Below are 25714 nucleotides of genomic sequence, written 5' to 3' on the forward strand. Positions count from 1 at the left end.
CGTGATGGCTCGCTTCACATCATACGGAACTGATCACGCCATTCACCACCGATTTCCGCAGCCGTCCGTGCACCATCCCCATGCGCATTTGCGGAACTCTGCCACAATTGGTCGCGGTGCATCGCTGCGCCTCCTGTGCAACAAGTTGAGATGCCGCACGACACACCCCTCATCGCGACCATCGTCGCCGGCCTTGGACTGGCCTTCGTCTTCGGAGCGCTCGCGCAGCGGTTCCGGTTCCCGCCGCTGGTCGGCTACCTCCTCGCCGGCGTTGCCGTCGGCCCGTTCACACCCGGCTTCGTCGCCGACCAGGCGCTGGCGACCGAGCTCGCCGAGCTCGGCATCATTCTCCTGATGTTCGGCGTCGGCCTGCATTTCTCGCTCAAGGACCTGATGTCGGTGCGCGCCATCGCCGTGCCCGGCGCGATCGTGCAGATCACGGTGGCGACCCTGATGGGCATGGCCTTGAGCTGGGCGATGGGCTGGTCGATCGGCGGGGGCCTCGTGTTCGGTCTCGCGCTCTCGGTCGCCAGCACCGTGGTGCTGCTGCGCGCGATGCAGGAGCGCCGGCTGATGGACACCGAGCGCGGCCGCATCGCGGTCGGCTGGCTCATCGTCGAGGATCTCGCGATGGTGCTGGCGCTGGTGCTGATCCCGGCCTTTGCCAGCCTGCAGAACGGCAATGGCGACGTCGCCGCCGCCGATCCACTCGCCGCCCGCTTCGGCCTCGGGCTGACCGGCGTGCTGCTGCTGACCTTCGTCAAGATCGGCGTGTTCATGGCGGTGATGCTGCTGGTCGGCCGCCGCCTGATCCCGTGGATCCTGCACTACATCGCCCACACCGGCTCGCGCGAGCTGTTCCGCCTCGCCGTGCTCGCCATCGCGCTCGGCGTCGCCTTCGGATCGACAAAGCTGTTCGGCGTGTCGCTTGCGCTCGGCGCCTTCTTTGCCGGCATGATGCTCGGCGAGTCGCCGCTGAGCCAGCGCGCCGCGCAGGAATCGCTGCCGCTGCGCGATGCCTTCGCGGTGCTGTTCTTCGTCTCCGCCGGCATGCTGTTCGATCCGGGAAGCGTGATCCGCGAGCCCTGGCCGCTGCTCGCCACTTTGTTCATCATTCTGTTCGGCAAATCGGTTGCCGCTTTCCTGATCGTGATCGCGTTCCGCCGTCCGGCTTCGACCGCGTTGACCATTTCCGCAAGCCTCGCCCAGATCGGCGAGTTCTCCTTCATCCTCGCCGAGATCGGCGGCGCCTCGAACCTGCTGCCGAAAGCGGGCCGCGATCTCATCCTCGCCGGTGCCATCATCTCGATCATGCTCAATCCGCTGATGTTCGCTGCGCTGGATTGGCTGCTGCCGCGGCTGCGGCGCCGTCGTACGGATGAGGCTGCAACGCCAGCGCCGAAGCCTGCCGAGATCCCGGTGACTCAGTTGACCGAGCACACGATCATCATCGGATACGGCCGCGTCGGCCGTCTGGTCGGCGAGGCCCTGCGGCAGCGTGGGCACGCGTTCCTCGCGGTGGAGACCTCCGAGGACATCCTGAAGCAGCTGAAGGAAGCCGGTGTCGAGACCATCACCGGCAACGCGGCCCGGAGCAACGTGCTTCGTGCGACCAATCCGGCTGGCGCGCATGCGCTGGTGATCGCCATCCCCGAGGCGTTCGAGGCCGGGCAGATCGTCGAGCAGGCGCGCGCCGCCAATCCAGCCCTGCACATCGTGGCGCGCGCGCATTCCGATGCCGAAGTCGAGCACTTGAAGTCGCTCGGCGCCGACAGGGTCATCATGGGCGAGCGCGAGATCGCTCGCGGCATGATCGAGGAGCTGGACACGCGGCCGCCTGATCCAGCGCCCGAGCTGGCGCCGCAGCGAGCGGCGGAGAGTATCCCGATTTGAGCTGATCACGCCGGCGGGCGATGTCGCTACAAGTCTTCGGGACGCGGCTTTGCCAACAATGCCTTTTCCGCCGCGGCAACCTCACTCTCAGTGTCATTCCGGGGCAATCGTCAAGGCGCTTGCGCGTTGACGATTGAACCCGGAATCCCGAGCTGGTTTGCACGAGATGCAAGACAAGATCGAGATTCCGGGTTCAAGGCCTGCGGCCTTGCCCGGAATGACGGTGGCTGTGGTTGCGCCGAGCGGCGAATTTTGCCTGCGCGATCAAGCTGATTTGGCGTGTCCAGTCCCTGAGCGAAAAATATAGTTGTTTCGCTTTTCCAGAAAGTATGGTTCACTCCCGCCATCCTGCTTCGCCACGAGGGGCGCTTCGCGATCGTCACGAACGTTGAGGCAGGGATGCGGTGGCCGCGACGTGTCGCAGCGCAGCTTGGCTCGCGTGGACGAACGGCAGGTTGCGGACGTGAAGTCGCGTGGTCCCGGCATCCCGACGCTGATGCCAAGCCTGCGGGTGATGATGAGCCCAAGGGCGACGGTGGCCAAAAGCCGGTGCACCGAGGAGAGCGCGAAATAAGCGTGAAGACCATCGCGCAGGGAGGGCCGGGTTGATCCGGCTGAACCTGTGGTTCTCTCCCCGTGCTTTCTTTCGCACGGGGGCCACGGGTGCCAGTCGGCACCCGGCCTTCCCTGCGCCCTCTTTTTCAAGAGAGGGCCACATCGATCAGCAGAGCTCGGACAAATCCTGTCGCGAGGCCGGTGATGCTTGCCCGCCTGTTGAAAGCGAACCTTGGCTCACTCCGGCATCATCTCGCCGGAGCCGCCGAACTCGGCCGGAAAATCCTTCAGCTTCGGCAGGCCGTCCTTGATGGGCAGCACGCTCTCCGCGTAGTTCACGTGGACGCCGGGCGTGAACTTCAAGGTCGGAATGGTCGCGGCATAGACGTCGATCATGCCGAGCGGCGGATGGTCGGTCATCAGATGACCGCCGCACTTGGTGCAGTACTTGCGGTGGCTCATGTCGGTCTTGTGATAGGTGCCGATCGCCTCCGCGCCCTTGGTGACGCGCACGTTCGAAGGCTTCCACAAGGTGAAGGCGTTGACGGGGCCGGCCGACCAGGAGCGGCAGGACGAGCAGTGGCAATAACCCATCGCCTCCGGCTCGCCATCGGCCTCGAGCTCGACCGTGCCGCAGAAGCATTTGCCCTGATACAGCGTCATGACAGCGTTCTCCCTCAATCGTCTTTTTGGATGTTGGACTGCCATGCTGACACAGCTGCCCGGCGAAAGGGAATCGCAGAATGCAGGTGTTGGCACGGAACATCTGGTGCGATGCAACGGCGGGCGTCCGGCAGTGATCCGCGCGGCGGAATGTTGCGACGGCGCAATCCCACGCATGGCCCCATACGCGCGCGCCCGCTTGCCCCGGAACCGGGTGTGCCGTTAGCTCTGTCCATAACGACGAACGAGGGAGCTGACGCCGCGATGGGACCGCTTGCCGGCATCAAGGTCATCGACATGACCACCGTGCTGATGGGGCCGTATGCCGCCCAGACGCTCGGCGACTACGGCGCCGACGTGATCAAGGTGGAATCACCCGACGGCGACGTCACCCGCAAGATCGGCCCCTGGCGTCATCCCGGCATGGGGCCGGTGACCCTCAACACCAACCGCGGCAAGCGCGTGATCTGCCTCGACCTCAAGAAGCCGGCGGGACGGGAAGCCGTGCTGCGCATGGTCAAGGATGCCGACGTCCTGCTCTACAACATCCGTCCGCAGGCGATGGCACGGCTCAACCTCGGCTACGAGGTGGTCGCCGCGCTGAATCCACGGCTGGTCTATGCCGGCGTGTTCGGCTTCGGCCAGAACGGACCTTATGCGGCCAAGCCGGCCTATGACGACCTGATCCAGGGCGGGGCGGCGCTGTCTCACCTGATGGCCGTCGCCGGCGACGGCACGCCGCGCTATGTGCCGAATGCCCTGGTCGACCGCATCGTCGGCCTGACGGCGGTCGGCGCAATCTGCGCCAGCCTTGTGCATCGCGACCGCACCGGCCGCGGCCAGCGCCTGGACGTGCCGATGTTCGAGACCATGTCGGCCTTCATCATGGGCGATCACATGGGCGGTCTCACCTATGAGCCGCCGCTGGACCGCGGCGGCTACGCCCGGCATCTGTCGCAGGACCGCCGGCCCTACAAGACCGCCGACGGCCACATCTGCGTGATCGTCTACAACGACAAGCAATGGGACGCGTTCTTCGAAGCATCCGGCCGCACCGACCTCCGCGCCGATGACCGCTTCAACAGCTTTGCCCGTCGCGCCGCCAACATCGACATCGTCTATGCCGAGCTCGCGCGCATCTTCCAGACCCGCACCACGGCGGAGTGGACCGCACTGCTGGACAAGGCGGACATTCCGGTGATGCCGATGCACGATCTCCAAAGCCTGCTGAACGATCCGCACCTCGTGGCGACCGATTTCTTTCCCGTGGTCGAACATCCGACCGAAGGCCCGATCCGCAGCACCCGCGTTTCCGCGACCTGGTCCGAGACCAAGGCCGAGCCGCAGCGTCTGGCGGCGCGGCCGAACGAGCATGGCGCGCAGATCCTGCACGAGCTTGGTTTCTCGGACGAGGAGATCGCCGCGATGATCCGCGACGGCGTGACCACGCCGGCGCCTGCCAGGGAGTGAGACGATGGATTTCGCGCTCTCCGCCAACCAGGAATCGATCCGTGATGCGGTGGCCAAAATCTGCGCGCGCTTTGACGATGCCTACTGGCTGAAGAAGGACAAGGAGGGCGGCTTTCCCGCCGACTTCCACAAGGCGCTGGCCGAGGCCGGCTGGCTCGGCATCTGCATTCCCGAGGAGTATGGCGGCTCCGGTCTCGGCATCCTCGATGCCGCGATCATGATGCGGACCATCGCGGAGTCGGGCGCCGGCATGTCCGGTGCCTCGGCGATCCACATGAATGTGTTCGGGCTCAATCCGGTCGTCGTGTTCGGGACCAAAGAGCAGTGCGCGCGGATGCTGCCGCGCATCGTCGATGGCAGCGAGAAGGCGTGCTTCGCCGTGACCGAGCCGAACACCGGCCTCAACACCACACAGCTCAAGACGCGCGCCGTGCGCAAGGGCGACCGCTACATCGTCAACGGCCAGAAGGTGTGGATCTCGACCGCGCAGGTCGCCGAGAAGATCCTGCTGCTGGCGCGGACCACGCCTCTGGAGGAGGTGCAGCGCCCGACCCATGGGCTCAGCCTGTTCTACACCGATTTCGATCGCGGCCGCATCAAGGTGCACGAGATCGAGAAGATGGGCCGCAAGCCGGTCGACTCCAACGAGCTGTTCTTCGAGGATTTTGAAATTCCAGTCGAGGATAGGCTGGGCGAGGAGGGCCGGGGCTTCGACTACATCCTGCACGGCATGAACCCGGAGCGAATCCTGATCGCGGCCGAAGCCGTCGGCCTCGGCCAGCTCGCGCTGTCGCGCGCGTCAGCCTATGCGCGGACGCGCAACGTGTTCAACCGCCCGATCGGCCAGAACCAGGGCATCCAGCATCCCCTGGCCAAGAACTGGATGGAGCTGGAGGCGGCCTGGCTGATGGTGCTGCAGGCCGGCTGGCAATATGACCAGGGCATGGCGTGCGGGCCAGCGGCGAACGCCGCCAAATATCTCGCTGCAGAGGCCGGCTTCCACGCCTGCGAGCAGGCGGTGATGACTCACGGCGGCTTCGGCTACGCGCGCGAGTACCACGTCGAACGTTACCTGCGCGAATCCCTGATCCCCCGCATTGCCCCAATCAGCCCGCAACTGATCCTGAGCTTCATCGCCGAAAAGGTCCTCGGCCTGCCGAAATCGTATTGAGGATGAATTGCACTGAGATGGCGAACGCAGGCGTGATGGACGCACAATGCCAGCATTCCCTCCCCCCTTGTGGGGGAGGGGCAGGGAGGGGGGTACCCCACAAAGACTCGTTGTGTGGCTACCCCCACCCCCAACCCCTCCCCGCAAGGGGGAGGGGAGCGCAGTTGTCCTCGGAGCATCATCCTCGATCAAAAATAGACTCTGTACGTCAGACCTCGTCATTCCGGGGCGCGACGAAGTCGCGAACCCGGAATCTCGAGCTTGTCGTGCACGATCGTCTCTCATTTCGAGATTCCGGGTTCATCGCTGCGCGATGCCCCGGAATGACGGGGGAGCGAGTGGCACGATGACCTACATCACCGGCACCGGCCTCACCTCGTTCGGCCGTCACGACGGCCGCTCCTCGCTCGACCTGATGAGCCTGGCCGCGCAGCTTGCGCTCGACGATGCCGGGCTGACACGGCGTGACATCGACGGCATCCTGTGCGGCTATTCCACGGTGTCGCCGCACATCATGCTTGCCACCGTGTTCGCCGAGCATTTCGGCATCACGCCCTCCTATGCCCACGCCGTGCAGGTCGGCGGCGCCACCGGCCTCGCGATGGTGATGCTGGCGCATCATCTGGTCGAAGCCGGCGTCGTCAGACACATGCTCGTCGTCGCCGGCGAGAACCGCCTGACCGGGCAGAGCCGCGACGCCTCGATCCAGGCGCTGGCGCAAGTCGGCCATCCCGACTATGAGTTGCCGCTCGGGCCGACGATCCCTGCCTATTACGGCCTCGTCGCCTCGCGCTACATGCACGAATACGGCGTCACCGAACAGGATCTCGCGGAGTTCGCCGTCCTGATGCGGACGCACGCGCTGGATCATCCCGGTGCGCAATTTCACGAGTCCATCACGGTGGCCGACGTCATGGCATCGAAGCCGGTCGCGCGGCCGCTGAAGCTGCTCGACTGTTGTCCGGTCTCCGACGGCGGCGCGGCCATCATCATCAGCCGCGAGCCGACCGGAGCGACGGCGGTGCGCGTGCGCGGCTGCGCCCAGGCGCACACGCATCAGCACGTCACGGCGGCCCCGGCCCTGAGCGAGCTCGGCGCCGAGATTGCGATCGCGAAGGCGAAGGCAGCAGCGGGTGTGGACATCAAGGACGTCGACTACGCCGCCGTCTATGACAGTTTCACCATCACGCTCTGCATGCTGCTCGAGGATCTTGGCCTCGCCGGCCGCGGCGAGGCGGCGGCGCGGGTCAGGGCCGGTCATTTCAGCCGCGACGGCGCCGTGCCGCTCAACACCCATGGCGGCCTCTTGAGCTACGGCCATTGCGGCGTCGGCGGTGCCATGGCGCATCTGAGCGAAGCGCATCTGCAGATGACGAGGCGCGCCGGACCTCGCCAGGTGCGCGAAGCAGAGCTGGCGCTGCTGCACGGCGATGGCGGCGTGCTGTCGTCGCATGTCAGCATGTTCTGGGAGCGTGTGCGATGAGCGAATCGGCGGACTGGACCAGGGGTGTTGCAGCGATTCGCTTTCAGCGCTGTGCGTGCTGCGCCCACCTGCAGTATTTCCGCCGCGACTTCTGCGCGGCCTGCGGCTCGCTTGCGCTCACCGATCACGCGGCGACAGGCGAAGGCACCATCTATGCGGCATCACTCGTCTGCCGCGCGGCGACGCCGGAGACGCGCGCGCACGTGCCCTACAACATCGTGCTGGTGGATATGCGCGAGGGCTTTCGCATCATGGCCCATGGCGACCACGAACTTGCGAACGGCGATCCCGTCACGGCCCGCTTCGTCACCTTCGCAGGCGGCATCGTGCCTTACTTCGGGAAAGCCAAATGATGATGGAAAACAGGGCGACGTCGGGAGAGGTCGACCGCGGGCGGCCGAGGCGGGACGATACGCATCACAAATTCGTCCCGACCCGGATCGCCGCGCGATTGACGCAATACTGTTACGCTACGCTCACTAACTCAAACGCAACTCAACTCGGTCGTTCGCGTGAGCAATCAAGCTCACAACCCTACCTACGGGCGATGAAGAAACTGCGACGCAGAACCTCCAGACAGCCCTTCATCGCCCGTAGAACAGGACGCTGGCGATGACGATCATGGACGTCACCGCCAGCATATGCGCGAGTGCCTCCGACGTTGCCCTCTTAGTGGCTTCCTTCATGCCGTTTCCTCCCTGGACACTGGACACGACTCTCCGTGGCGCAAATACACACGCTACGTCGGCTGGAATTTTACTCGGAACACCCCACTTCGATGTCCGCTTTGCGAGTCCCCACTCGGCGTTCATCGACGGTTCAGAACATCGTCGGGTAATGCGGCGCGAATTGGGCTCGCTTATGGTTGTCCTGCGACCGAGTCCCGGTAACGTTTGGGCGAGCCCGTACAAATACGAGTGATGAAAGATATCGACCGGAACTACTAACTGCTGTGAAATGCAACCTTGAGTATTTGTCTGCTTCGGCCGCGTGCGACACGTCGATGACGAAGGCCGATGCAGCGAAATCAGTCTGCCGCGAGCAGGTTGAGCCGCGCATTGGCGATTGTCAGACGCTCGGCCAGCAGTTGCGCGAGATTGCGCATGATGCGCTCGCCGGCTTTTGGATGTCGCACGCGGAAACGTTCGAAATCCACCAGCGAGATCTCGAAGGCGGTGGCGGAGAAATCAGCGACGACGTCGGCGGAGCGCGCGGGCTCAAGCAACGCCATCTCGCCGAAGCATTGCCCTGCCGTCAGCGTCGCCAGCCGGATGCCGTCGGGCAGGGTGACGTGGACGACGCCGGAGCGCAGGAAGAACAGCGAGGCCGCCGCATCGCCGGCCGCCAGGATGCGTTCGCCCTGCTGATAGTGCCGGATGGTTGCCAGCGCCGCGAGCTCGTGGCGCTCGTCTTCGGTGATCCCCGCAAGCAGCGGCTGCTCGGCGAGCTCGGTGGTTTCGAGGAAGTCGATCGCCCCGCCATAGCGATAGACGATCTGGTCCTCGGCCCATTCGATCGCGGTGTCGAGCAGGTAGAAGTCGCGCACGTTCTTGATGTCGCCGGTGCGGGCCGCGATCTCCTGCCATTCCGGCGAGCTTCGGCGGATGCCCGACAGCACGACGGTGACGTGAAAGTCGGCGAGCTCGTGAAACAGCTCGGAGAGCAGGCGCAGTCCGGCTTGCGTCATCGCGGTGACGCGATGGAGGTCGACAATGACGAATTGCGGCCGTGTGCCCGCCGCAAGCTGGCGCGAGACGTAGTCGACGTTGGAGAGGGACAGCGTGCCGACCAGCTCGAGCACGCGCACCGCGTCGGGATGTGCGGCGAGGATGGTGCGCTCCTGGGCGCGGCGGCTGCGCCGCGACGGGCTGGCGCCGATGTCGTAGTCGGCGATGATCGTGGTGCGCGCATCGTCGGAGCGGTTGAGCATGTGCAGGCCGTAATGCGCCGACAGCGCCTCGCAGACCTTGATGCCGCGCACGCTGTTGCCGTGGCCGTCGAGCCGCGGCGAATAGCTGCCGAGGCCGAGCCGCGCCGGCAGGCTTGCCAGGATGCCGCCGCCGACGCCGCTCTTGGCGGGAATGCCGACGCGGTAGATCCACTCGCCGGCGAAGTCATACATGCCCGAGGAGGTCATTACCGACAGCGTGCGCGACACCGCATAGGGCGTCACCACCTGCTCGCCGGTGACCGGATTGACGCCGCGATTGGCGAGCGTCGCCGCCATGATCGCGCAGTCGCGCGCGGTGACGAGCACGGCGCATTGCCGGAAGTAGACCGCGAGCACCTCGTCGACTGGCTCCCTGATGACGTCCGAGGTCCGCAGCAGATAGGCGATCGCGCGGTTGCGATCGCCGGTGACGGCTTCCGATGCGAACACCGCGTCGTCGACATCGAGCTCGCGGCCGGCGAAGCGGCCGAGCGCGTCGCGGATGGTATCGAAGGCGTCGTCGTGCCGTGCCTTGCGGATCAGGCCGCTGCAGGCGATCGCGCCGGCATTGACCATCGGATTGAACGGATGGTTCTGCGCATTGAGCCGGATCGAATTGAAGGGATCGCCCGACGGCTCGACGCCGATCACGCGCTCGACCTCGTCGGAGCCGAGCGTATCGAGCGCGAGCGCAAACACGAACGGCTTCGACATCGATTGGATCGTGAACGGCACGCGACTGTCGCCGACCTCGTAGATGTGGCCGTCGAGCGTGGCGAGGCTGATGCCGAAATGCGACGGGTCGGCCTTGCCGAGCTCGGGGATGTAGTTCGCGACGGCGCCGTCATGATCGGGCCAGAAGTCGGCATGGCATGCGGACAGGAAGCGCTGCAGCGGCGGCATGGCGGCCGTCGCCCAATGCTGAGGATTTCTGATCGGCGTCGGGTGGGTGGTCATCGGAAGCTCGGCGGGAACAAGGTCTCGCGCCGGTTATGTCGCAGCCGCGAGGGCGCAGCCAGCCCACACTTGTCGCAAGGCTGGTCAAATGTTGCCGCTGCCCACCGTTTGAGCGGGCTCGCGGGCGTGATGACCGCCCGGTGTTGCCATGCGCAGGAGCGGATGCCGATCGAAAGCCAGCGCTCCGGTACCGCCATTTGGAACCGGCGATGATCGTTACTCCCGCATCCCGCTGCCGATTGTGCGAGGGCGTCGAGTCTTGTGCCAACACGCTGAAGAACGGTGGCTTTTAGAGACGGTCTACTGTTGTGACGGCAAAATGGCTGGGCTAGCTTGTTCGATAAGCGGAATATCATTCCGCATGACGGAATTGGTGGGAAACGGATGGGACGACGGTCTGAGCGATTGAGCAGGGGCAGCATGCTGCCCGGAGACCTCGCCGGCGAGGGCGAGGTCATTCAGGTGGTGTCGCGGGCGTTCGACGTGCTTCGCTGTTTCGAAGGGCACGAGGCGCGGCTCGGCAATCTCGAAATCTCCAACCGCTGCGGTCTGCCGCGGTCGACGGTGTCGCGGCTCACGCACACGCTGACCCGCATGGGCCAGCTGGTCTACCTGCCGCGCGATCAGAAATACCGCATCGGCCCGAGCGCGGTGGCGATGAGCACGTCGATGACCCGCGGCTTGCAGTTGCGCAATCTGATCCGGCAGCGGCTGCAGGACGTCGCCGAGCAGTTGCCCGGAACGGTCGGCTTCGTGATTCCCGACCGCTTCCACCTCGTCTATCTCGAGTTCGGCCGCGCCGCCAACGCGCTCGGCCTGCATGAGACCACCGGCAGCCGCATCTCGATGGCCTCGACCGCGGCCGGGCATGCCTATGTCGCCGCGCTCGAGCCGGAGGTCGGCGACGCCCTGCTGGCCGAGATGGAGCGCGAGATGCCGGACGCGGCCAAGCTGCTGCGGCCACGCCTCGAGCACAACAGGCAGTTTCTCAAGGAGCACGGCTACGTCGTGGCCTGCGGCCTGTGGAGTGCTCACATCAACGGCGTCGCGCTGCCGCTGTGGTCGCCGCAATACCAGACCTATGTCGTGCTCACGATCGGGCTGTTGTCGGCGATGTACGACGAGCAGCGGCTGCACGACGAGGTCGCCCAGCCGATGCGCGAGCTGGGCCGCAGCATCGCGGCGCTATTGCAGGGCGCCGAAGCCGACGTCTTCAACAACCGGATGGACAGAAAACCGCTCCAGGTGAACGCGAAGGCCAACCATAAGAACAAGACCATCACCGGGGCAGGGGGAACGAATGAGTTGGCAGCCGGAGCTCGAGGAACTGGCCCGGCGCGAAGCCTTCGCGCGGGAGATGGGCGGGCCTGACAAGGTCAAGCGTCAGCACGACCAGGGCCGCCTCACCGTTCGCGAGCGCATCGACGGGGTCGTCGATCCCGGCAGCTTTCATGAGATCGGCGCGGTCGCCGGCCTCGGCGAGTATGACGAGCAGGGCGAGCTCAAGCACGTCACGCCTGCGAATTGCGTGTTCGGGCGCGCGCGCGTCGACGGCCGCACGGTGGTCGTGGTCGGTGACGATTTCACCGTGCGCGGCGGCTCGGCCGATGCGTCGATCGCCGCCAAGCCGCTGATGGCGGAGGAGATGGCGCACGACTTCCGTCTGCCGATCATCCGCATCATCGAAGGCTCCGGCGGCGGCGGCTCGGTCAAGACCATCGAGACCAAGGGCGCGGCGAACCTGCCTGGCGGCATCGGCGGCAATCGCTGGTACCGCTACACGACCGAGAACATGTCGCTGGTCCCGGTGGTCGCGCTCGGCCTCGGCTCGGTTGCCGGCCTGGGCGCAGCGCGACTCGCGGCGAGCCACTACTCCGTCATGACCAGGCAGTCGGCGATGTTCGTCGCCGGTCCGCCGGTGGTGAAGCGGCTGGGCCAGGACCTTGGCAAGATGGAGCTCGGCGGCGCCGACATCCAGACCAAGGCGGGCGGCGTCGACCACGCGGTCGACACTGAGGCGGAAGCGTTCGCCTGCGCGCGCCGCTTCCTGTCCTATTTGCCGTCGTCGGTCCATGAGCTGCCGCCGACCTTGCCCTGCACCGACGATCCGCAGCGCACGGACGATCAGTTGATCAGCGCCGTGCCGCGGGATCGCCGCCGCGTCTACAAGATGCGCCCGATCATCGAGTCCGTCGTCGACAACGGCTCGTTCTTCGAGGTGTCACAGAATTACGGCCGCCCGCTCATCGTCGGCCTCGCCCGGCTCGAAGGCCGTGCGGTGGTGGTGCTGGCGAGCGATCCTTATCACTACGGCGGCTCATGGACCGCTGACGCCTGCCAGAAGGTGATCCGCTGGGTCGACTTCGCCGAGACCTTCCATCTGCCGATCGTCTACCTGATGGACTGCCCGGGCTTCATGGTCGGTTTGGAGGCGGAGAAGGCGGCGACCATCCGCCACGGCGTGCGCGCGATGGCCGCGGTCAACCAGTCGACGGTGCCGTGGTGCACGGTGATCGTGCGCAACAACTTCGGCGTCGCCGGCGTCGTGCATCAGCCGGCCGATCGCTTCTCGATCCGCTATGCCTGGCCGTCGGCCCATTGGGGCTCGCTGCCGCTCGAGGGTGGCATCGAGGCGGCCTATCGCGCCGAGATCGATGCCGCGCCTGATCCGAAGGCGAAGCTGAAGGAGATCGAGGAGCGGCTGACCAAGCTGCGCTCGCCGTTCCGCTCCGCCGAGAAGTTCTGGGTCGAGGAGATCATCGATCCCCGCAAGACGCGCGCGCTGCTGTGCGAGTTCGCGCGTCTCGCCGAGCCGCTGCGCACGCCGGGGCCGCCGACGGCGATGACGACGCGGCCGTGAGCTCACGCCGCGGCAGGCTTGGCCTGCCGCGCGATCGCGAGCGCGAGCAGGGCTGCGACGATGCAGAGCGCGCCGGCGGTGAAGAATGCCGGAAGATAGCTCTGCAACAGCGTGCGCGACAGGCCCGCGCCGAATGCGGCGGTGCCGGCGCCGAGCTGATGTCCGGCGAACACCCAGCCGAACACCAGGTTGGCCCGCTCGGGCCCAAACCGCTGCGCCGTCAGCCGCACCGTCGGCGGCACGGTGGCGATCCAGTCGAGGCCGTAGAACATCGCGAACAGCGACAGGCCATAGAACGAAAAGTCCGTGAACGGCAGGAAGAGCAGCGAGAGGCCGCGCAGGCCATAGTACCAGAACAGCAGCCAGCGATTGTCGTACCGGTCCGACAGCCAGCCCGAGACGATCGTGCCGACGAAGTCGAACATGCCCATCGCGGCGAGCAGGCTCGCGGCCTGCACCTGCGGAATGCCGAAGTCGAGGCACATCGGGATCAGGTGCACCTGGACGAGGCCGTTGGTCGAGGCGCCGCAGATGAAGAAGGTCGCAAACAGCATCCAGAACACCGGCGCGCGCGCCGCGTCGCGGAGGGTGCCGAGCGCAGCCGTCAGGATCGGCGTCGTGACGGGCGCGGGCGTTGCGATCGGCTCGGTGCCCTTGTCGCCGTACGGGCGCAGGCCAAGGTCGCTCGGCCGGTCGCGCATCAAGAGCAGCACGGCGGTCGCGGACACGCCGAGCGCGATGCAGACGAGCGCAAGCGCGACGCGCCAGCCGAGCCGCTCGGTGAGGCTGGCGAGCAGCGGCAGGAACACCAGCTGTCCGGTGGCGACGCTGGCGGTGAGAACCCCGACCACGAGGCCGCGACGCGCGACGAACCAGCGCGTGGCGATGGTCGCGCCCAGCACCAAGGCGGTCATGCCAGTGCCGATGCCGATCACGACGCCCCACAGCAGCACGAGGTGCCAGACCTGGCTCATCGCCAACGACGAAAGCAGCGCAGTGACCACGATCAGTTGGGCCAGCAACGTGATGTTGCGCAGGCCATAGCGGTTGAGCAAGGCGGCGGCGAACGGGGCCATCAGCCCGAACAGCACGAAGCGGATGGAGAGTGCCGAGGAGATCTCGGCGGTGCTCCAGCCGAACTCCTGCTGGAGGGGCACGATGAACACGCCCGGCGCCCCCACCGTGCCGGCCGACACCAGGGCCGTAAAGAATGTTACGGCCACCATGACCCAGCCATAGTGGATGTTGCGCCGTGCGAGTGCTGCCGCGAGCCGGTTCGAGATCATGTGCTTCTCAGTCCGATGAGGATTGCGCCCATTTTGCCAGGACGCGTCGACGACATAAATGGCTAAGTTCCCTCGATTCAGGACATTACGGCCGCTCGAGCGCGATCGCCGTCGCCTCGCCGCCGCCGATGCATAGCGCGGCGACACCGCGCTTCAGTCCACGGGCCTGCATCGCATGCACCAGCGTCACGATCAGCCGCGCGCCGGTGGCGCCGATCGGATGGCCCAGTGCGCAGGCGCCGCCGTTGACGTTCAGCCGGTCGCGCGCAATGCCGAGGTCGCGCTGCGCGGCCATGGCGACGACCGCAAACGCCTCGTTGATCTCGAACAGGTCGACATCCTCGACCTGCCAGCCGACCTTGTCGAGCAGCTTCCGGATCGCCGGGATCGGCGCCGTCGTGAACCATTGCGGCTCCTGGCTGTGCGTGGCGTGGCCCTTGATCTCCGCGAGGACAGGCAGCCCGTCGCGGTCGGCACGCGATCGCGTGGCGAGCACGAGTGCCGCAGCGCCATCCGCATTCGCGGAGGACGCCGCGGGCGTAATCGTGCCATCCTTGCGGAACGCCGGCTTCAGTGCCGGGATCTTCGCCGGATCGACCTTCAGCGGATGCTCGTCATTGACGACCAGGCGGGGGCCGGATTTCTCGACGATCGTGATCGGGGCGATCTCGGCCTTGAATGCCCCGCCTTCGACCGCCTTGCGCGCACGCGTCAGCGTCTCGATGGCGTAGGCATCCTGGTCGGCGCGGGTGAACTGATAGGCCTCGGCCGTGGCCTCGCCGAAATCGCCCATCGAGCGTCCGGTCTCATAGGCGTCCTCCAGGCCATCCAGCATCATGTGATCGAGGATCCGGTCGTGGCCGGCACGATAGCCGCCGCGCGCCTTGGTCAGCAGATACGGCGCGTTGCTCATGCTCTCCATGCCGCCTGACACGACGATCTCGGCGGAGCGCGCCCGAATGATGTCGTGCGCCAACATCGTCGCCTTCATGCCGGAGCCGCAGACCTTGTTGATCGTGGTGGCGCCCGTGGCGTCCGGCAGGCCGGAACCGCGCGCGGCCTGCCGTGCCGGAGCCTGGCCCTGGCCGGCCGACAGCACGTTGCCCATGAACACCTCCTGGACCGCATCGGGCGAGACGGTGGCGCGTTCGAGCGCCGATCCGATCACGTGCGCGCCGAGCTTGTTCGCACTCAGCGGTGACAATTCGCCCATGAAACGGCCCAACGGAGTGCGGGCGGCGGACAGGATCACGACGGAATCGGATGAGGCCATGACAGGCTCCCTGATAAAGGATGATGACCATCATATAATAGCGTCTCGCAAAAGGAAACCCCGGCGATCCCTGCTGAACCATCGTGAAGCTGGCGCAAGACTGCCGGGCTCCGAGAGCCGAGACTTGGAGGAAATTGCTATCGCTTGCGGTCGATGAAATGTTGCATCAGCCGTTTTGGCTCATCGGTCAGGAACGACCGTCCGAAGGCGCCGATCGATATCTCGACCGACTCCTTCAGCGGCAGCTCCTCCCATTGCCGCAACAGGGCCTTCTGAGTCCGCAGCGCTTCGGGGCCGCAGGCGAGCAGGGATGCCACGGCCTTCTCGACCGCGATGTCGAGTTCTCCCTCGGCGGCGACGGCATCGACGAGGCCCCAGGCGAGCGCGGTCGGCGCGTCGATCGTCTCGGCGGTCATCAGCAGCCAGCGCGTGCGGCCCCAGCCGATGAGACGTGGCAACAGCGCGGCATGAATGACCGACGGGATGCCGACACGCACCTCGGGCATGCCGAACTTGGCATCATGTCCCGCGACGCGGATATCGCAGGCTGCTGCGACCTCCAATCCGCCACCCAGGCACCACCCCGGCATCCGCGCAATCACGGGGACAGGAAAATGTCGCACCGCTTCGCAGAGACCGGCAAGTCGCGCGATGAACGTTTCCGCCGACGCCTGGTCGAGCGTCGCCATCTCCTTGATGTCGGCGCCGCCGATCATGCTCTTCCCGCTTTCGCCGGCCAAAACGAGAACGCGAATGCCGGCATCGGAGGCGAGCGATTGCAGGCCGGCTTCCACGTCGAGAATCGCCGCCGAACCGAGAATGTTGAGCGGGCCGGCATTGCAGATCGTCAGCCGGACCACGCCGCGGCCGTCACGACTCACGCCGCAGTGGGAATTGAGCATGTCCATCGTCGTCCTCGTCGGGTTCCTGGGCAACAGGGAGTGTGCCGGGAATAAATCAGGCCAGCGAAGTTGATTTAGATCAACTCGAATTCATCAAATAGCTGCAGCGAGCAGGACGCAGAACTGTTATAGTATGACCGCAGACATTCAATGGGACGGCAATGCGCTACTCTCCGGAACACAAGGCGGAAACCCACGCGCGGATCGTGCGCAAGGCATCGGTGCGGCTGCGCGAGCGCGGCGCTCACGGCGTCGGGGTTGCCGACCTGATGAAGGAGGCCGGACTGACTCACGGCGGCTTCTACGCGCATTTCGATTCGCGCGAGGCGCTGGTGGTGGAGGCGTTCGGTTATGCGATCGACCGTTCGATGGAGCATTGGCGCAAGCTGCTGGACCAGTTGCCGCCGCAGAAGCGGCTTGCGGCGATCGTCGATGGCTATCTGTCCGCGGGGCATCGTGACGATGTCGGTCACGGCTGCGCGGTTCCTGCGCTCGGGGCGGAAATCGCCCGTGAGAGCGCCAAGACCCGCAAGGCTTTTGCCGCGAAGCTGGAAGAGCTGATCGACCTGTTCGCCGAGTACATCGTCGACGTTCCGGCCAGGACGGCGCGAAAGCGCGCTTCGGCGATGCTTGCGACGCTGACGGGGACGCTCGTGATGGCGCGACTGACCGGCAGCGGCGAATTGTCCGACGATATTCTGAGCTCCGGGCGCGAGGTGGCGCTGGCCGTCGCCAGTGGCGGCGGACCGGCGGGGAAATCCCCCGCGCGAACGCCCGCGAACAGGCCTGCGAAGAAGACGGCCGCCGCAAAGCGCTGATCCCTCGTGTGGGGTCGGATGCTGGACGCGGCACGCTGCACGTCGCGGGGGCTGCCGTGATCGTGCCGACCGAGCGAAGGGGCTGCATTTTCGCAGCGCCGATCAGCGCCTAGACCCTTCCCAAACGCCGCAAAGACTGCAAGATGCCGGCCAAATCGGCACTGCTTACCCTGCGGAGGATACCCCATGCGTTCGATCGGTCATTTCATTGGCGGCAAAGAGGTCAAGGGCACGTCCGGACGGACGGCCGATGTCTTCGAGCCCATGACCGGCGATGTTCAGGCCAAGGTCGCGCTGGCCTCGCGCGCCGAGCTCCGGGCCGCGGTCGAGAACGCCAAGGCTGCGCAGCCGGCCTGGGCCGCCACCAATCCGCAGCGCCGCGCGCGCGTGATGATGAAGTTTCTGGAACTCGCCCAGCGCGATTATGACCAGCTCGCCGAGTTGCTCGCGCGTGAGCACGGCAAGACCGTTCCGGACGCCAAGGGCGATATCCAGCGCGGCCTCGAAGTCGTCGAGTTCGCCTGCGGCATTCCGCATTTGATGAAGGGCGAGTACACGGAAGGCGCCGGACCCGGCATCGACATCTATTCGATGCGCCAGCCGCTCGGTGTCGTTGCCGGCATCACGCCGTTCAATTTCCCGGCGATGATTCCGATGTGGAAGTTCGCCCCTGCCATCGCCTGCGGCAATGCCTTCATCCTGAAGCCCTCGGAGCGCGATCCGGGCGTGCCGATGAAGCTCGCCGAGCTGATGATCGAGGCCGGTCTGCCGCCGGGCATCCTCAACGTCGTCAACGGCGACAAGGAGGCGGTCGACGCCATCCTCGAGGATCCGGACATCATGGCGATCGGCTTCGTCGGCTCGTCGCCGATCGCGCAGTACATCTATGAGCGCGCCGCTGCCCACGGCAAGCGCTGCCAGTGCTTCGGCGGCGCCAAGAACCACGCCATCATCATGCCCGACGCCGATCTCGACCAGGCGGTCGACGCGCTGATCGGCGCCGGCTACGGCTCGGCCGGCGAGCGCTGCATGGCGGTGTCGGTCGCGGTGCCCGTCGGCAAGACCACCGCCGATCGGCTGATGGATAAGCTGATCCCGCGCGTCGAAAGCCTCAAGATCGGCACGTCCGTCGATCCGTCGGCCGATTTCGGTCCGCTGGTGACCCGCGAGGCGGTCGAGCGCGTCAAGAACTATGTCGAGATCGGCGTCAAGGAGGGCGCGACGCTCGCCGTCGACGGTCGCGGCTTCAAGATGCAGGGCTACGAGAACGGCTTCTACATGGGCGGCTGCCTGTTCGACAACGTCACCAAGAACATGCGGATCTACAAGGAAGAGATCTTCGGACCCGTGCTATCGGTCGTGCGCGCCAAGGACTATGCCGAGGCGCTGGCGCTGCCGTCCGAGCATGATTACGGCAACGGCGTTGCGATCTTCACCCGCGACGGCGACGCGGCCCGCGACTTCGCGGCCAAGGTCAATGTCGGCATGGTCGGCATCAATGTGCCGATCCCGGTGCCGATCGCCTATTACACCTTCGGCGGCTGGAAGAAGTCCGGCTTCGGCGATCTCAACCAGCACGGCCCGGATTCGATCCGCTTCTACACCAAGACCAAGACGGTGACCTCGCGCTGGCCGTCCGGCGTCAAGGAAGGCGCGGAGTTCTCGATCCCACTGATGAAGTGACGAGAGGGTCCTTGATGGACTCTCGCCGTCGTCATTGCGAGGAGCGAAGCGACGAAGCAATCCAGGCTGCCTCCGCGGAAAGATTCTGGATTGCTTCCGCCTCCGCCCAGAGGCTTCGGCGGACAAGTCGCTACGCTCGCAATGACGGAGTTCGGAGCAGCGCCAAAGCCAAACAACAAATCTAAGGAAACGCGGAGAACGAATGCAGTTCGCTCTCAATGAGGATCAGATCGCGGTGCGCGACATGGCGCGCGCCTTCGCCGCGGAGAAGATCGCCCCGCATGCGCTGCGCTGGGACGAGGAGAAGCATTTTCCGGTGGATGTGATGCGCGAGGCCGCAAGCCTTGGCATGGGCGGCATCTACATTCGCGACGATGTCGGCGGCTCCGGCCTGAGCCGGCTCGACGCTGCGCTGATCTTCGAGGCGCTGGCGACGGGCTGCCCCACGGTCTCGGCCTTCATCTCGATCCACAACATGGCCTCGTGGATGATCGACACCTTCGGCACCGAGGCGCAGCGCCAAGCTTACCTGCCGAAGCTCTGCGCCATGGACCTGATCGCGAGCTATTGCCTGACCGAGCCGGGCGCAGGCTCCGACGCGGCGGCGCTGCGCACGCGCGCGGTGCGCGACGGCGACGACTATGTGCTCAACGGGCAGAAGCAGTTCATCTCCGGCGCGGGCGCGACCGACATCCTGGTCGCAATGGTGCGCACGGGAGCAGACGGTCCCGGCGGCATCTCGACGCTGGTGATCGACGCCAATACCCCCGGCGTGTCGTTCGGTGCCAATGAACGCAAGATGGGCTGGAATGCGCAGCCGACCCGTGCCGTGATCTTCGAGAATGCGCGCGTGCCGGTCGCCAACCGGCTGGGCGAGGAGGGCATCGGCTTCAAGATCGCGATGGCCGGGCTCGACGGCGGCCGCCTCAACATTGCCGCGTGCTCGCTCGGTGGCGCGCAGGCGGCGCTCGACAAGACGTTGGCCTATACGAAAGAGCGCAAGGCGTTCGGCAAGCGGCTCGACGAATTCCAGGCGCTGCAGTTCCGGATTGCCGACATGGCGATCGAACTGGAGGCCGCGCGCACCTTCGTGTGGCGCGCGGCGGCGGCACTCGACCGCAAGGATCCGGATGCGACGATGCTGTGTGCGATGGCCAAGCGCTTCGGCACCGATGTCGGCTTCGAGGTCGCCAACCAGGCGCTGCAACTGCACGGCGGCTACGGCTATTTGAGCGAATACGGCATCGAGAAGATCGTGCGTGACCTGCGCGTACACCAGATCCTCGAAGGCACCAATGAGATCATGCGGCTGATCGTGTCGCGCAAGCTGATCGAGGCCGCGCGATGAGCGAGGTCCTCGAAGGCGACCTGATCGTCCGCCGCGAGGGCTCGGCCGGCATCATCCGGCTGAACCGGCCGAAGGCGATCAATGCGATGACGCTGGAGATGTCGATGGGCATCGACGCCGCGCTGGATCAGTTCGAGGTCGATCCGGCCGTCGCGGTTGTCGTGCTGGAAGGCGCGGGCGAGCGGGGACTTTGCGCGGGCGGCGACATTCGCGGGCTCTATGAAAGCTCGAAGGTGAATGGCGACCTTGGCAAGGTGTTCTGGCGTCAGGAATACATCATGAACGCGCGCATCGCGGCGTTCCCAAAACCCTATGTCGCCTACATGGATGGGCTCGTGATGGGTGGTGGCGTCGGCCTGTCGGCGCATGGCCGCCACCGCATCGTGACCGAGAAAACGAAGCTTGCGATGCCCGAGGTCGGCCTCGGCTTCTTTCCCGACGTCGGCGGCACCTGGCTGTTATCGCGCGCGCCGGGCGAACTCGGCGCCTATTTCGGCCTGACCGGGCAGACCATGAACGGGCCCGATGCGATCCATGCGCGCTTTGCCGATGCCGTCGTGCCGACTTCGAGCTGGCCGGCGCTGCGCGAGGTTCTGACCAAGGTCCGGCCGGGCACGCTGTCGATCGAGATCGATCGGCTGATCGCGGGCTTCGCAACGGACGAGACGGCCGGGCCGGTGGCTGCGCAGCAGGCCAAGATCGACGCCTGGTTTGCCCAGGACAGCATGCACGACATCTTCGCGGCGCTGGACGCGGATGGATCGGAGCTGGCGCTGGCGACGCAGAAGACGCTCAAGGAGAAGTCGCCGCGCGGCATGGTCGTGACGCTCAAGCTGCTGCGGCTGGCGCGCGGAGCGGCGTCGCTGGAGGAATGCCTGGTGCGCGAGTATCGTGCGGCACTCGAAGTGTTCCGCAGCGACGACTTTCGCGAAGGCGTCCGCGCCGCGATCATCGACAAGGACCGCAATCCCAAATGGTCGCCGCCGGATGTCGATCAGGTGACGCCGGAGATGCTGGCGCGCTATCTCGCTGAGATCGGCGCCGACGAGCTGGCATTTCCGCAAACGAGATAACAATCAGGTCGAGGGGAGAGAACGAACCATGGCAACGATCGCATTCATTGGCCTCGGCAACATGGGCGGCCCGATGGCCGCCAACCTGGTCAAGGCCGGCCACAAGGTGGTGGCATTCGATCTGGTCGAAGCCTCGCGCGCGCAGGCCAAGGCCGATGGCGCCGAGATCGCCGACAGCGCCGTCGCGGCGGCCAAAGGCGCCGACGCCGTCGTCACCATGCTGCCGGCCGGCAAGCATGTGCTGGCGGTCTGGAACGAGGTCGTGCCGGCGATGTCCAAGGGCGCTGTCATCATCGACTCCTCGACCATCGACGTCGAGAGCGCGCGCGCCGCGCATGCGCTGGCCGCCAAGCACGGCATCGCTGCCGTCGATGCACCGGTGTCCGGCGGTACCGGCGGCGCCAAGGCCGCGACGCTCACCTTCATGTGCGGCGGCGAGGAGGGCGCGTTCGCCGCGGCCCAGCCGATCCTGGAGAAGATGGGCAAGAAGATCGTCCATTGCGGCGGCGCCGGCGCCGGTCAGGCGGCCAAGATCTGCAACAACATGATCCTGGGCATTTCGATGATCGCGGTCAGCGAGGCTTTTGCGCTAGGCGAAAAGCTCGGCCTGTCGCATCAGGCGCTGTTCGACGTCGCCTCGACCTCGTCGGGCCAGTGCTGGTCGCTGACGTCCTATTGCCCGGTGCCGGGCCCGGTGCCGGCCTCGCCCGCCAACAACGACTACAAGCCCGGCTTCGCGACCGCGCTGATGCTGAAGGATCTCACCCTGTCGCAGGATGCCGCCAAGGCCGCCGGCGCGGCCACGCCGCTCGGGCAGCACGCGCAGGAGATCTACAAGGCGTTCGAGGCCGCCGGCCATGGTGGCGTCGATTTCTCCGGGATCATTCAGCACGTCCGCAAGCTCGCTGGGACCACCTGATGACGACATTCAAGGACGCACGCGCGTTTCTGCTGGCGCATCGCACCGACTACGATGCCGCGGTGAAGGGTTTTCGCTGGCCCAATCCGGTGCCCTTCAACTGGGCGCTCGACTGGTTCGATACCGAGCTTGCATCCGATCCGGAGAGCCGCGACCGCACGGCGTTATGGATCTTCGATGCCGCGCAGGACCGCCAGACCAAGCTGTCCTTTGCCGCGCTGTCGCGCCGCTCCAACCAGGTTGCGAATTTCCTGCGCGCGCAGGGGCTGAAACGCGGCGACCATCTGCTGCTGCTGCTCGGCAACGTCGTGCCGCTGTGGGAGACCATGCTGGCGGCGATGAAGCTCGGCGTCGTCGTGATCCCCGCGACCACACTGCTGACCACCGACGAGTTGCGTGATCGCCTCGAGCGCGGCCGCGCGAAAGCCGTCGTCGCCGCGCAGGATCAGGTGGCGAAGTTCGCCGAACTCGGCGCCGATGATCTCGTCCGCATCGTCGTCGGCGCGCCGGCGGCACCTGCCGGCTGGCTGCCGTTCGAGCAGGCGGCTGATACGGCCGAGGCGTTCACTCCGGATGGGCCGACGCAGCCGGATGATCCGATGCTGCTCTATTTCACCTCGGGCACCACGGCCAAGCCGAAGCTGGTGCGGCACAGCCATCGCAGCTACCCGGTCGGCCATCTCTCCACGATGTACTGGCTCGGCCTGCAGCCGGGCGACGTGCATCTCAACATCTCCTCCCCGGGCTGGGCCAAGCATGCCTGGAGCTGCTTCTTCTCGCCGTGGAATGCCGGCGCGACAGTGTTCGTCGTCAACCAGCCGCGCTTCGACGCCAAGGGGCTGCTCGCGATCATCAAACGTTGCGGCGTCACCACGCTGTGCGCGCCGCCGACGGTGTGGCGGCTGTTCATCCAGGAGCATCTCGCCGACTTCAAGGTCAGCCTGCGCGAGGCCTGCGGCGCCGGCGAGCCGCTCAATCCGGAAGTCATCGATCAGGTGCGCGCCGCCTGGGGGCTGACGATCCGCGACGGCTATGGCCAGACCGAGACCGCCGCGATCGTCGGTAACTCGCCGGGCCAGAAATTGAAGATCGGCTCGATGGGCCGGCCGCTGCCGGGCTATCGCGTCGAGGTCGCCGACATCGACGGCAATCTGGCAAGCGAGGGCGAGATCACGCTGGCGCTGTCAGGCGAGCGCCCGGCCGGGCTGATGCAGGGCTATCAGGGCGACGACGGCAAGCTGTCCGGCGCCGACGGCACGCGCTATCGCACTGGCGACGTCGTGTTCCGGGACGATGAGGGCTACCTCACCTTCGTCGGCCGCTCCGACGACGTGTTCAAATCGTCCGACTACCGCATCTCGCCGTTCGAGCTGGAAAGCGTGTTGTTGGAGCACGAGGCGGTCGCCGAGGCCGCCGTGGTGCCAAGCCCTGATCCGATCAGGCTTGCGATCCCGAAAGCCTACGTGCTGTTGACCTCCGGCGCGGAGCGCTCGCGCGCGACGGCGCTGTCGATCTTCGCGCATCTGCAGGCGCGGCTCGCGCCGTTCAAGCGGATCCGTCGGCTCGAGCTGGTCAGCGAACTGCCGAAGACGATCTCCGGAAAAATCCGCCGCGTGCAGTTGCGCCGGCTGGAGCACGAGGACAACCGCACGGATCATCTGCGCGGCACAGAGTTCAAGGAAGAGGATTTCCCGGAGCTGAAGACCAGGCCGTCCGGGCACGAGGTGTAGGAACGCATGAACCAGATCTGGAAGAAGCCGCCGATTTCGCTTGCAGCCTATCAGGCCATGGTCGGCCAGGAGATCGGCGTGTCGTCATGGCACGTGCTCGATCAGAAGCGCATCGATATCTATGCCGACGTGATCGAGGATCATCAGTTCATCCACGTCGATCCGGAGAAGGCCAAGGCGACGCCGTTCGGCACGACCATCGCGCACGGCTTCCTCACCATGTCGCTGCTGTCGGTGATGTCCTACGAGGTCATGCCGGCGATCGAAGGCACGGCGATGGGTGTCAATTACGGTTTCGACAAGCTGCGCTTCATCTCGCCGGTGAAATCGGGAAAACGCGTGCGCGGCCGCTTCGTGCTGGTGGAAGCCACGCTGCGCAAGCCGAAGGAGTTGCAGTCGCGCACCCATGTCACGGTCGAGATCGAGGGCGAGGACAAGCCCGCGCTGGTCGCCGACTGGATCGGGCTGATCTATCTGAGCTAACAATCTTCGTCACAATCCACCCATCGTCATCGCCGGGCGTGACCCGGCGATCCATCAAGACTGAGAGTCTTTCGAAGTGGATGGATGCCCGGGTCAGGCCCGGGCATGACGACCTCACTGAAGGAAAAGATCATGGCAATCAGATTTGACGGACGCGTCGCCATCGTTACCGGCGCAGGCAATGGTCTCGGACGCGCGCATGCGCTGGGACTGGCGAGCCGCGGCGCCAAGGTCGTGGTCAATGATTTCGGCGGCGCGCGCGACGGCACCGGCGGCTCGATGACCGCTGCCGAGACGGTGGTCGAGGAGATCCGCAAAGCCGGCGGCACCGCGATGGCCGACGGCGCCGACGTCTCGAATTTCGAGCAGGTCACGGCGATGGTCGAGCGCGCCACCGAGGAGTGGGGCAGCGTCGACATCATGTGCGCCAATGCCGGCATCCTCAGAGACAAGTCGTTCGCCAAGATGGAGGTGGCGGATTTCGCCAAGGTGCTGGACGTGCATCTGGTCGGCACCTTCTACTGCTGCAAGGCGGTGTGGAACGGCATGCGCGAGCGCAACTACGGCCGCATCGTCATGACGACCTCGTCCTCCGGCCTGTTCGGCAATTTCGGCCAGGCCAATTACGGCGCGGCGAAGACCGGCATGGTCGGCCTGATGAACGTGCTGGCGGAAGAGGGCCGCAAGACCAACATCCGCGTCAACATCATCTCGCCGACCGCGGCCACGCGCATGACCGAGGAGCTGCTGCCGCCGCAGGCGCTGGAGCTGATGAAGCCGGAATCGATCACGCCTGCGGTGGAGTATCTGCTCAGCGAGGACGCGCCCACGCGCACCATCATGGGTGCGGGTGCGGGCTCGTTCGCGGTGATCAGGATCCTGGAGAGCGAGGGCATCAATCTGCCGCCGGAGGAGTGGACGCCGGACGCGGTCGCCGCGCATTTCCAAGAGATCAGCGACATGTCGAAGGCGCGAGCGCTGCAGGGTGCGTTCGAGCAGACCCAGAAGTACGTGTCGCAGGCCGCGGCACGGCTGGGGATCAAGCTGTAGGGCACGAAGCCCGCTCCACACTCACCGTCATGGCCGGGCTTGACCCACGGCTGTCCGGTTCAGACAGACTGGACATGGTGCATGGCGTGTATTCTTCTGCGGTCTTGAGCATCGCCAAATGTTCGAGACACACCAGGAAGGTCCCGCCATGCCGCATCAGAATACAG

At 65.9% G+C, this 25714-nt stretch carries 20 protein-coding genes; 15 read left to right on the plus strand and 5 right to left on the minus strand.

The features are described 5' to 3' along the window. Positions 1-150 precede the first annotated feature (150 nt). Positions 151-1893, plus strand: a complete 1743-nt coding sequence (ybaL, locus tag ACQR10_RS16795) for a YbaL family putative K(+) efflux transporter (protein WP_434912015.1) — start codon at positions 151-153, stop codon at positions 1891-1893. A 792-nt stretch (positions 1894-2685) separates the two neighbouring features. Here ybaL and ACQR10_RS16800 read toward each other — a convergent pair. Further along, positions 2686-3111, minus strand: coding sequence for a GFA family protein (locus ACQR10_RS16800; RefSeq protein WP_011926088.1), 426 nt, complete (start codon positions 3109-3111; stop codon positions 2686-2688). A gap of 264 nt (positions 3112-3375) precedes the next feature. Between ACQR10_RS16800 and ACQR10_RS16805 the strand changes: the two genes are divergently transcribed. The 4 genes from ACQR10_RS16805 (at position 3376) to ACQR10_RS16820 (ending at position 7588) form a co-directional block, all read left to right on the plus strand. Beyond that, complete coding sequence (locus ACQR10_RS16805; protein WP_316216305.1) at positions 3376-4581, plus strand: CaiB/BaiF CoA transferase family protein; 1206 nt, start codon at positions 3376-3378, stop codon at positions 4579-4581. A 4-nt stretch (positions 4582-4585) separates the two neighbouring features. After that, a complete protein-coding gene (locus ACQR10_RS16810; protein ID WP_315803143.1) occupies positions 4586-5752 on the plus strand; it encodes an acyl-CoA dehydrogenase family protein in 1167 nt (388 codons plus the stop codon). A 346-nt stretch (positions 5753-6098) separates the two neighbouring features. Continuing rightward, positions 6099-7235, plus strand: coding sequence for a thiolase family protein (locus ACQR10_RS16815; protein ID WP_434884404.1), 1137 nt, complete (start codon positions 6099-6101; stop codon positions 7233-7235). Beyond that, a complete protein-coding gene (locus tag ACQR10_RS16820; protein WP_316216307.1) occupies positions 7232-7588 on the plus strand; it encodes a Zn-ribbon domain-containing OB-fold protein in 357 nt (118 codons plus the stop codon). The genes ACQR10_RS16815 and ACQR10_RS16820 overlap by 4 nt, the downstream gene beginning before the upstream one ends. 674 nt (positions 7589-8262) lie before the next feature. Here ACQR10_RS16820 and glsA read toward each other — a convergent pair. Next, a complete protein-coding gene (gene glsA / locus ACQR10_RS16825; RefSeq protein ID WP_316216308.1) occupies positions 8263-10122 on the minus strand; it encodes a glutaminase A in 1860 nt (619 codons plus the stop codon). 384 nt (positions 10123-10506) lie between these two features. Here glsA and ACQR10_RS16830 point away from each other — a divergent pair, with 384 nt between their 5' ends. Together ACQR10_RS16830 and ACQR10_RS16835 are read left to right on the plus strand one after the other, a co-directional pair. Continuing rightward, positions 10507-11493, plus strand: coding sequence for an IclR family transcriptional regulator (locus ACQR10_RS16830; RefSeq protein WP_316216309.1), 987 nt, complete (start codon positions 10507-10509; stop codon positions 11491-11493). Further along, positions 11423-12982: an acyl-CoA carboxylase subunit beta gene (locus ACQR10_RS16835; protein WP_316216310.1), complete on the plus strand. Its 1560-nt coding sequence runs from the start codon at positions 11423-11425 to the stop codon at positions 12980-12982. The genes ACQR10_RS16830 and ACQR10_RS16835 overlap by 71 nt, the downstream gene beginning before the upstream one ends. Before the next feature lie 2 nt (positions 12983-12984). Here the strand turns inward: ACQR10_RS16835 and ACQR10_RS16840 are convergent, their stop codons facing one another. From ACQR10_RS16840 to ACQR10_RS16850, 3 genes are all read right to left on the minus strand, one after another. Beyond that, positions 12985-14268, minus strand: a complete 1284-nt coding sequence (locus ACQR10_RS16840; RefSeq protein WP_315803149.1) for an MFS transporter — start codon at positions 14266-14268, stop codon at positions 12985-12987. Positions 14269-14353: 85 nt separating this feature from the next. Next, positions 14354-15541, minus strand: coding sequence for a thiolase family protein (locus ACQR10_RS16845; RefSeq protein ID WP_316183650.1), 1188 nt, complete (start codon positions 15539-15541; stop codon positions 14354-14356). A 137-nt stretch (positions 15542-15678) separates the two neighbouring features. After that, a complete protein-coding gene (locus ACQR10_RS16850) occupies positions 15679-16449 on the minus strand; it encodes an enoyl-CoA hydratase (protein ID WP_316216311.1) in 771 nt (256 codons plus the stop codon). Positions 16450-16604: 155 nt separating this feature from the next. Here ACQR10_RS16850 and ACQR10_RS16855 point away from each other — a divergent pair, with 155 nt between their 5' ends. The 8 genes from ACQR10_RS16855 (at position 16605) to ACQR10_RS16890 (ending at position 25547) form a co-directional block, all read left to right on the plus strand. After that, positions 16605-17261: a TetR/AcrR family transcriptional regulator gene (locus ACQR10_RS16855; RefSeq protein ID WP_315803152.1), complete on the plus strand. Its 657-nt coding sequence runs from the start codon at positions 16605-16607 to the stop codon at positions 17259-17261. Positions 17262-17447: 186 nt separating this feature from the next. Then, complete coding sequence (locus tag ACQR10_RS16860; RefSeq protein WP_316216312.1) at positions 17448-18944, plus strand: CoA-acylating methylmalonate-semialdehyde dehydrogenase; 1497 nt, start codon at positions 17448-17450, stop codon at positions 18942-18944. Positions 18945-19146: 202 nt separating this feature from the next. Continuing rightward, the gene (locus ACQR10_RS16865; protein WP_316216313.1) at positions 19147-20292 is read left to right on the plus strand and encodes an isobutyryl-CoA dehydrogenase; all 1146 of its coding nucleotides are present in this window, start codon (positions 19147-19149) and stop codon (positions 20290-20292) included. Further along, a complete protein-coding gene (locus ACQR10_RS16870; RefSeq protein WP_315803155.1) occupies positions 20289-21365 on the plus strand; it encodes an enoyl-CoA hydratase/isomerase family protein in 1077 nt (358 codons plus the stop codon). Before ACQR10_RS16865 ends, ACQR10_RS16870 begins: the two co-directional genes overlap by 4 nt. Positions 21366-21393: 28 nt before the next feature. Further along, positions 21394-22284 carry a 3-hydroxyisobutyrate dehydrogenase gene (gene mmsB / locus ACQR10_RS16875; RefSeq protein WP_316183652.1) on the plus strand — a complete coding sequence of 297 codons (891 nt, stop codon included), beginning with the start codon at positions 21394-21396 and terminating at the stop codon, positions 22282-22284. Next, a complete protein-coding gene (locus ACQR10_RS16880; RefSeq protein ID WP_316216314.1) occupies positions 22284-24014 on the plus strand; it encodes an AMP-binding protein in 1731 nt (576 codons plus the stop codon). The genes mmsB and ACQR10_RS16880 overlap by 1 nt, the downstream gene beginning before the upstream one ends. A gap of 6 nt (positions 24015-24020) precedes the next feature. Next, positions 24021-24497, plus strand: a complete 477-nt coding sequence (locus ACQR10_RS16885) for a MaoC family dehydratase (protein WP_315803158.1) — start codon at positions 24021-24023, stop codon at positions 24495-24497. A gap of 132 nt (positions 24498-24629) precedes the next feature. Continuing rightward, positions 24630-25547, plus strand: a complete 918-nt coding sequence (locus ACQR10_RS16890; protein WP_316216315.1) for an SDR family NAD(P)-dependent oxidoreductase — start codon at positions 24630-24632, stop codon at positions 25545-25547. Positions 25548-25714: the final 167 nt, after the last annotated feature.

It is taken from the genome of Bradyrhizobium sp. HKCCYLRH2060 (genome assembly GCF_051168135.1).
GTDB lineage: Bacteria > Pseudomonadota > Alphaproteobacteria > Rhizobiales > Xanthobacteraceae > Bradyrhizobium.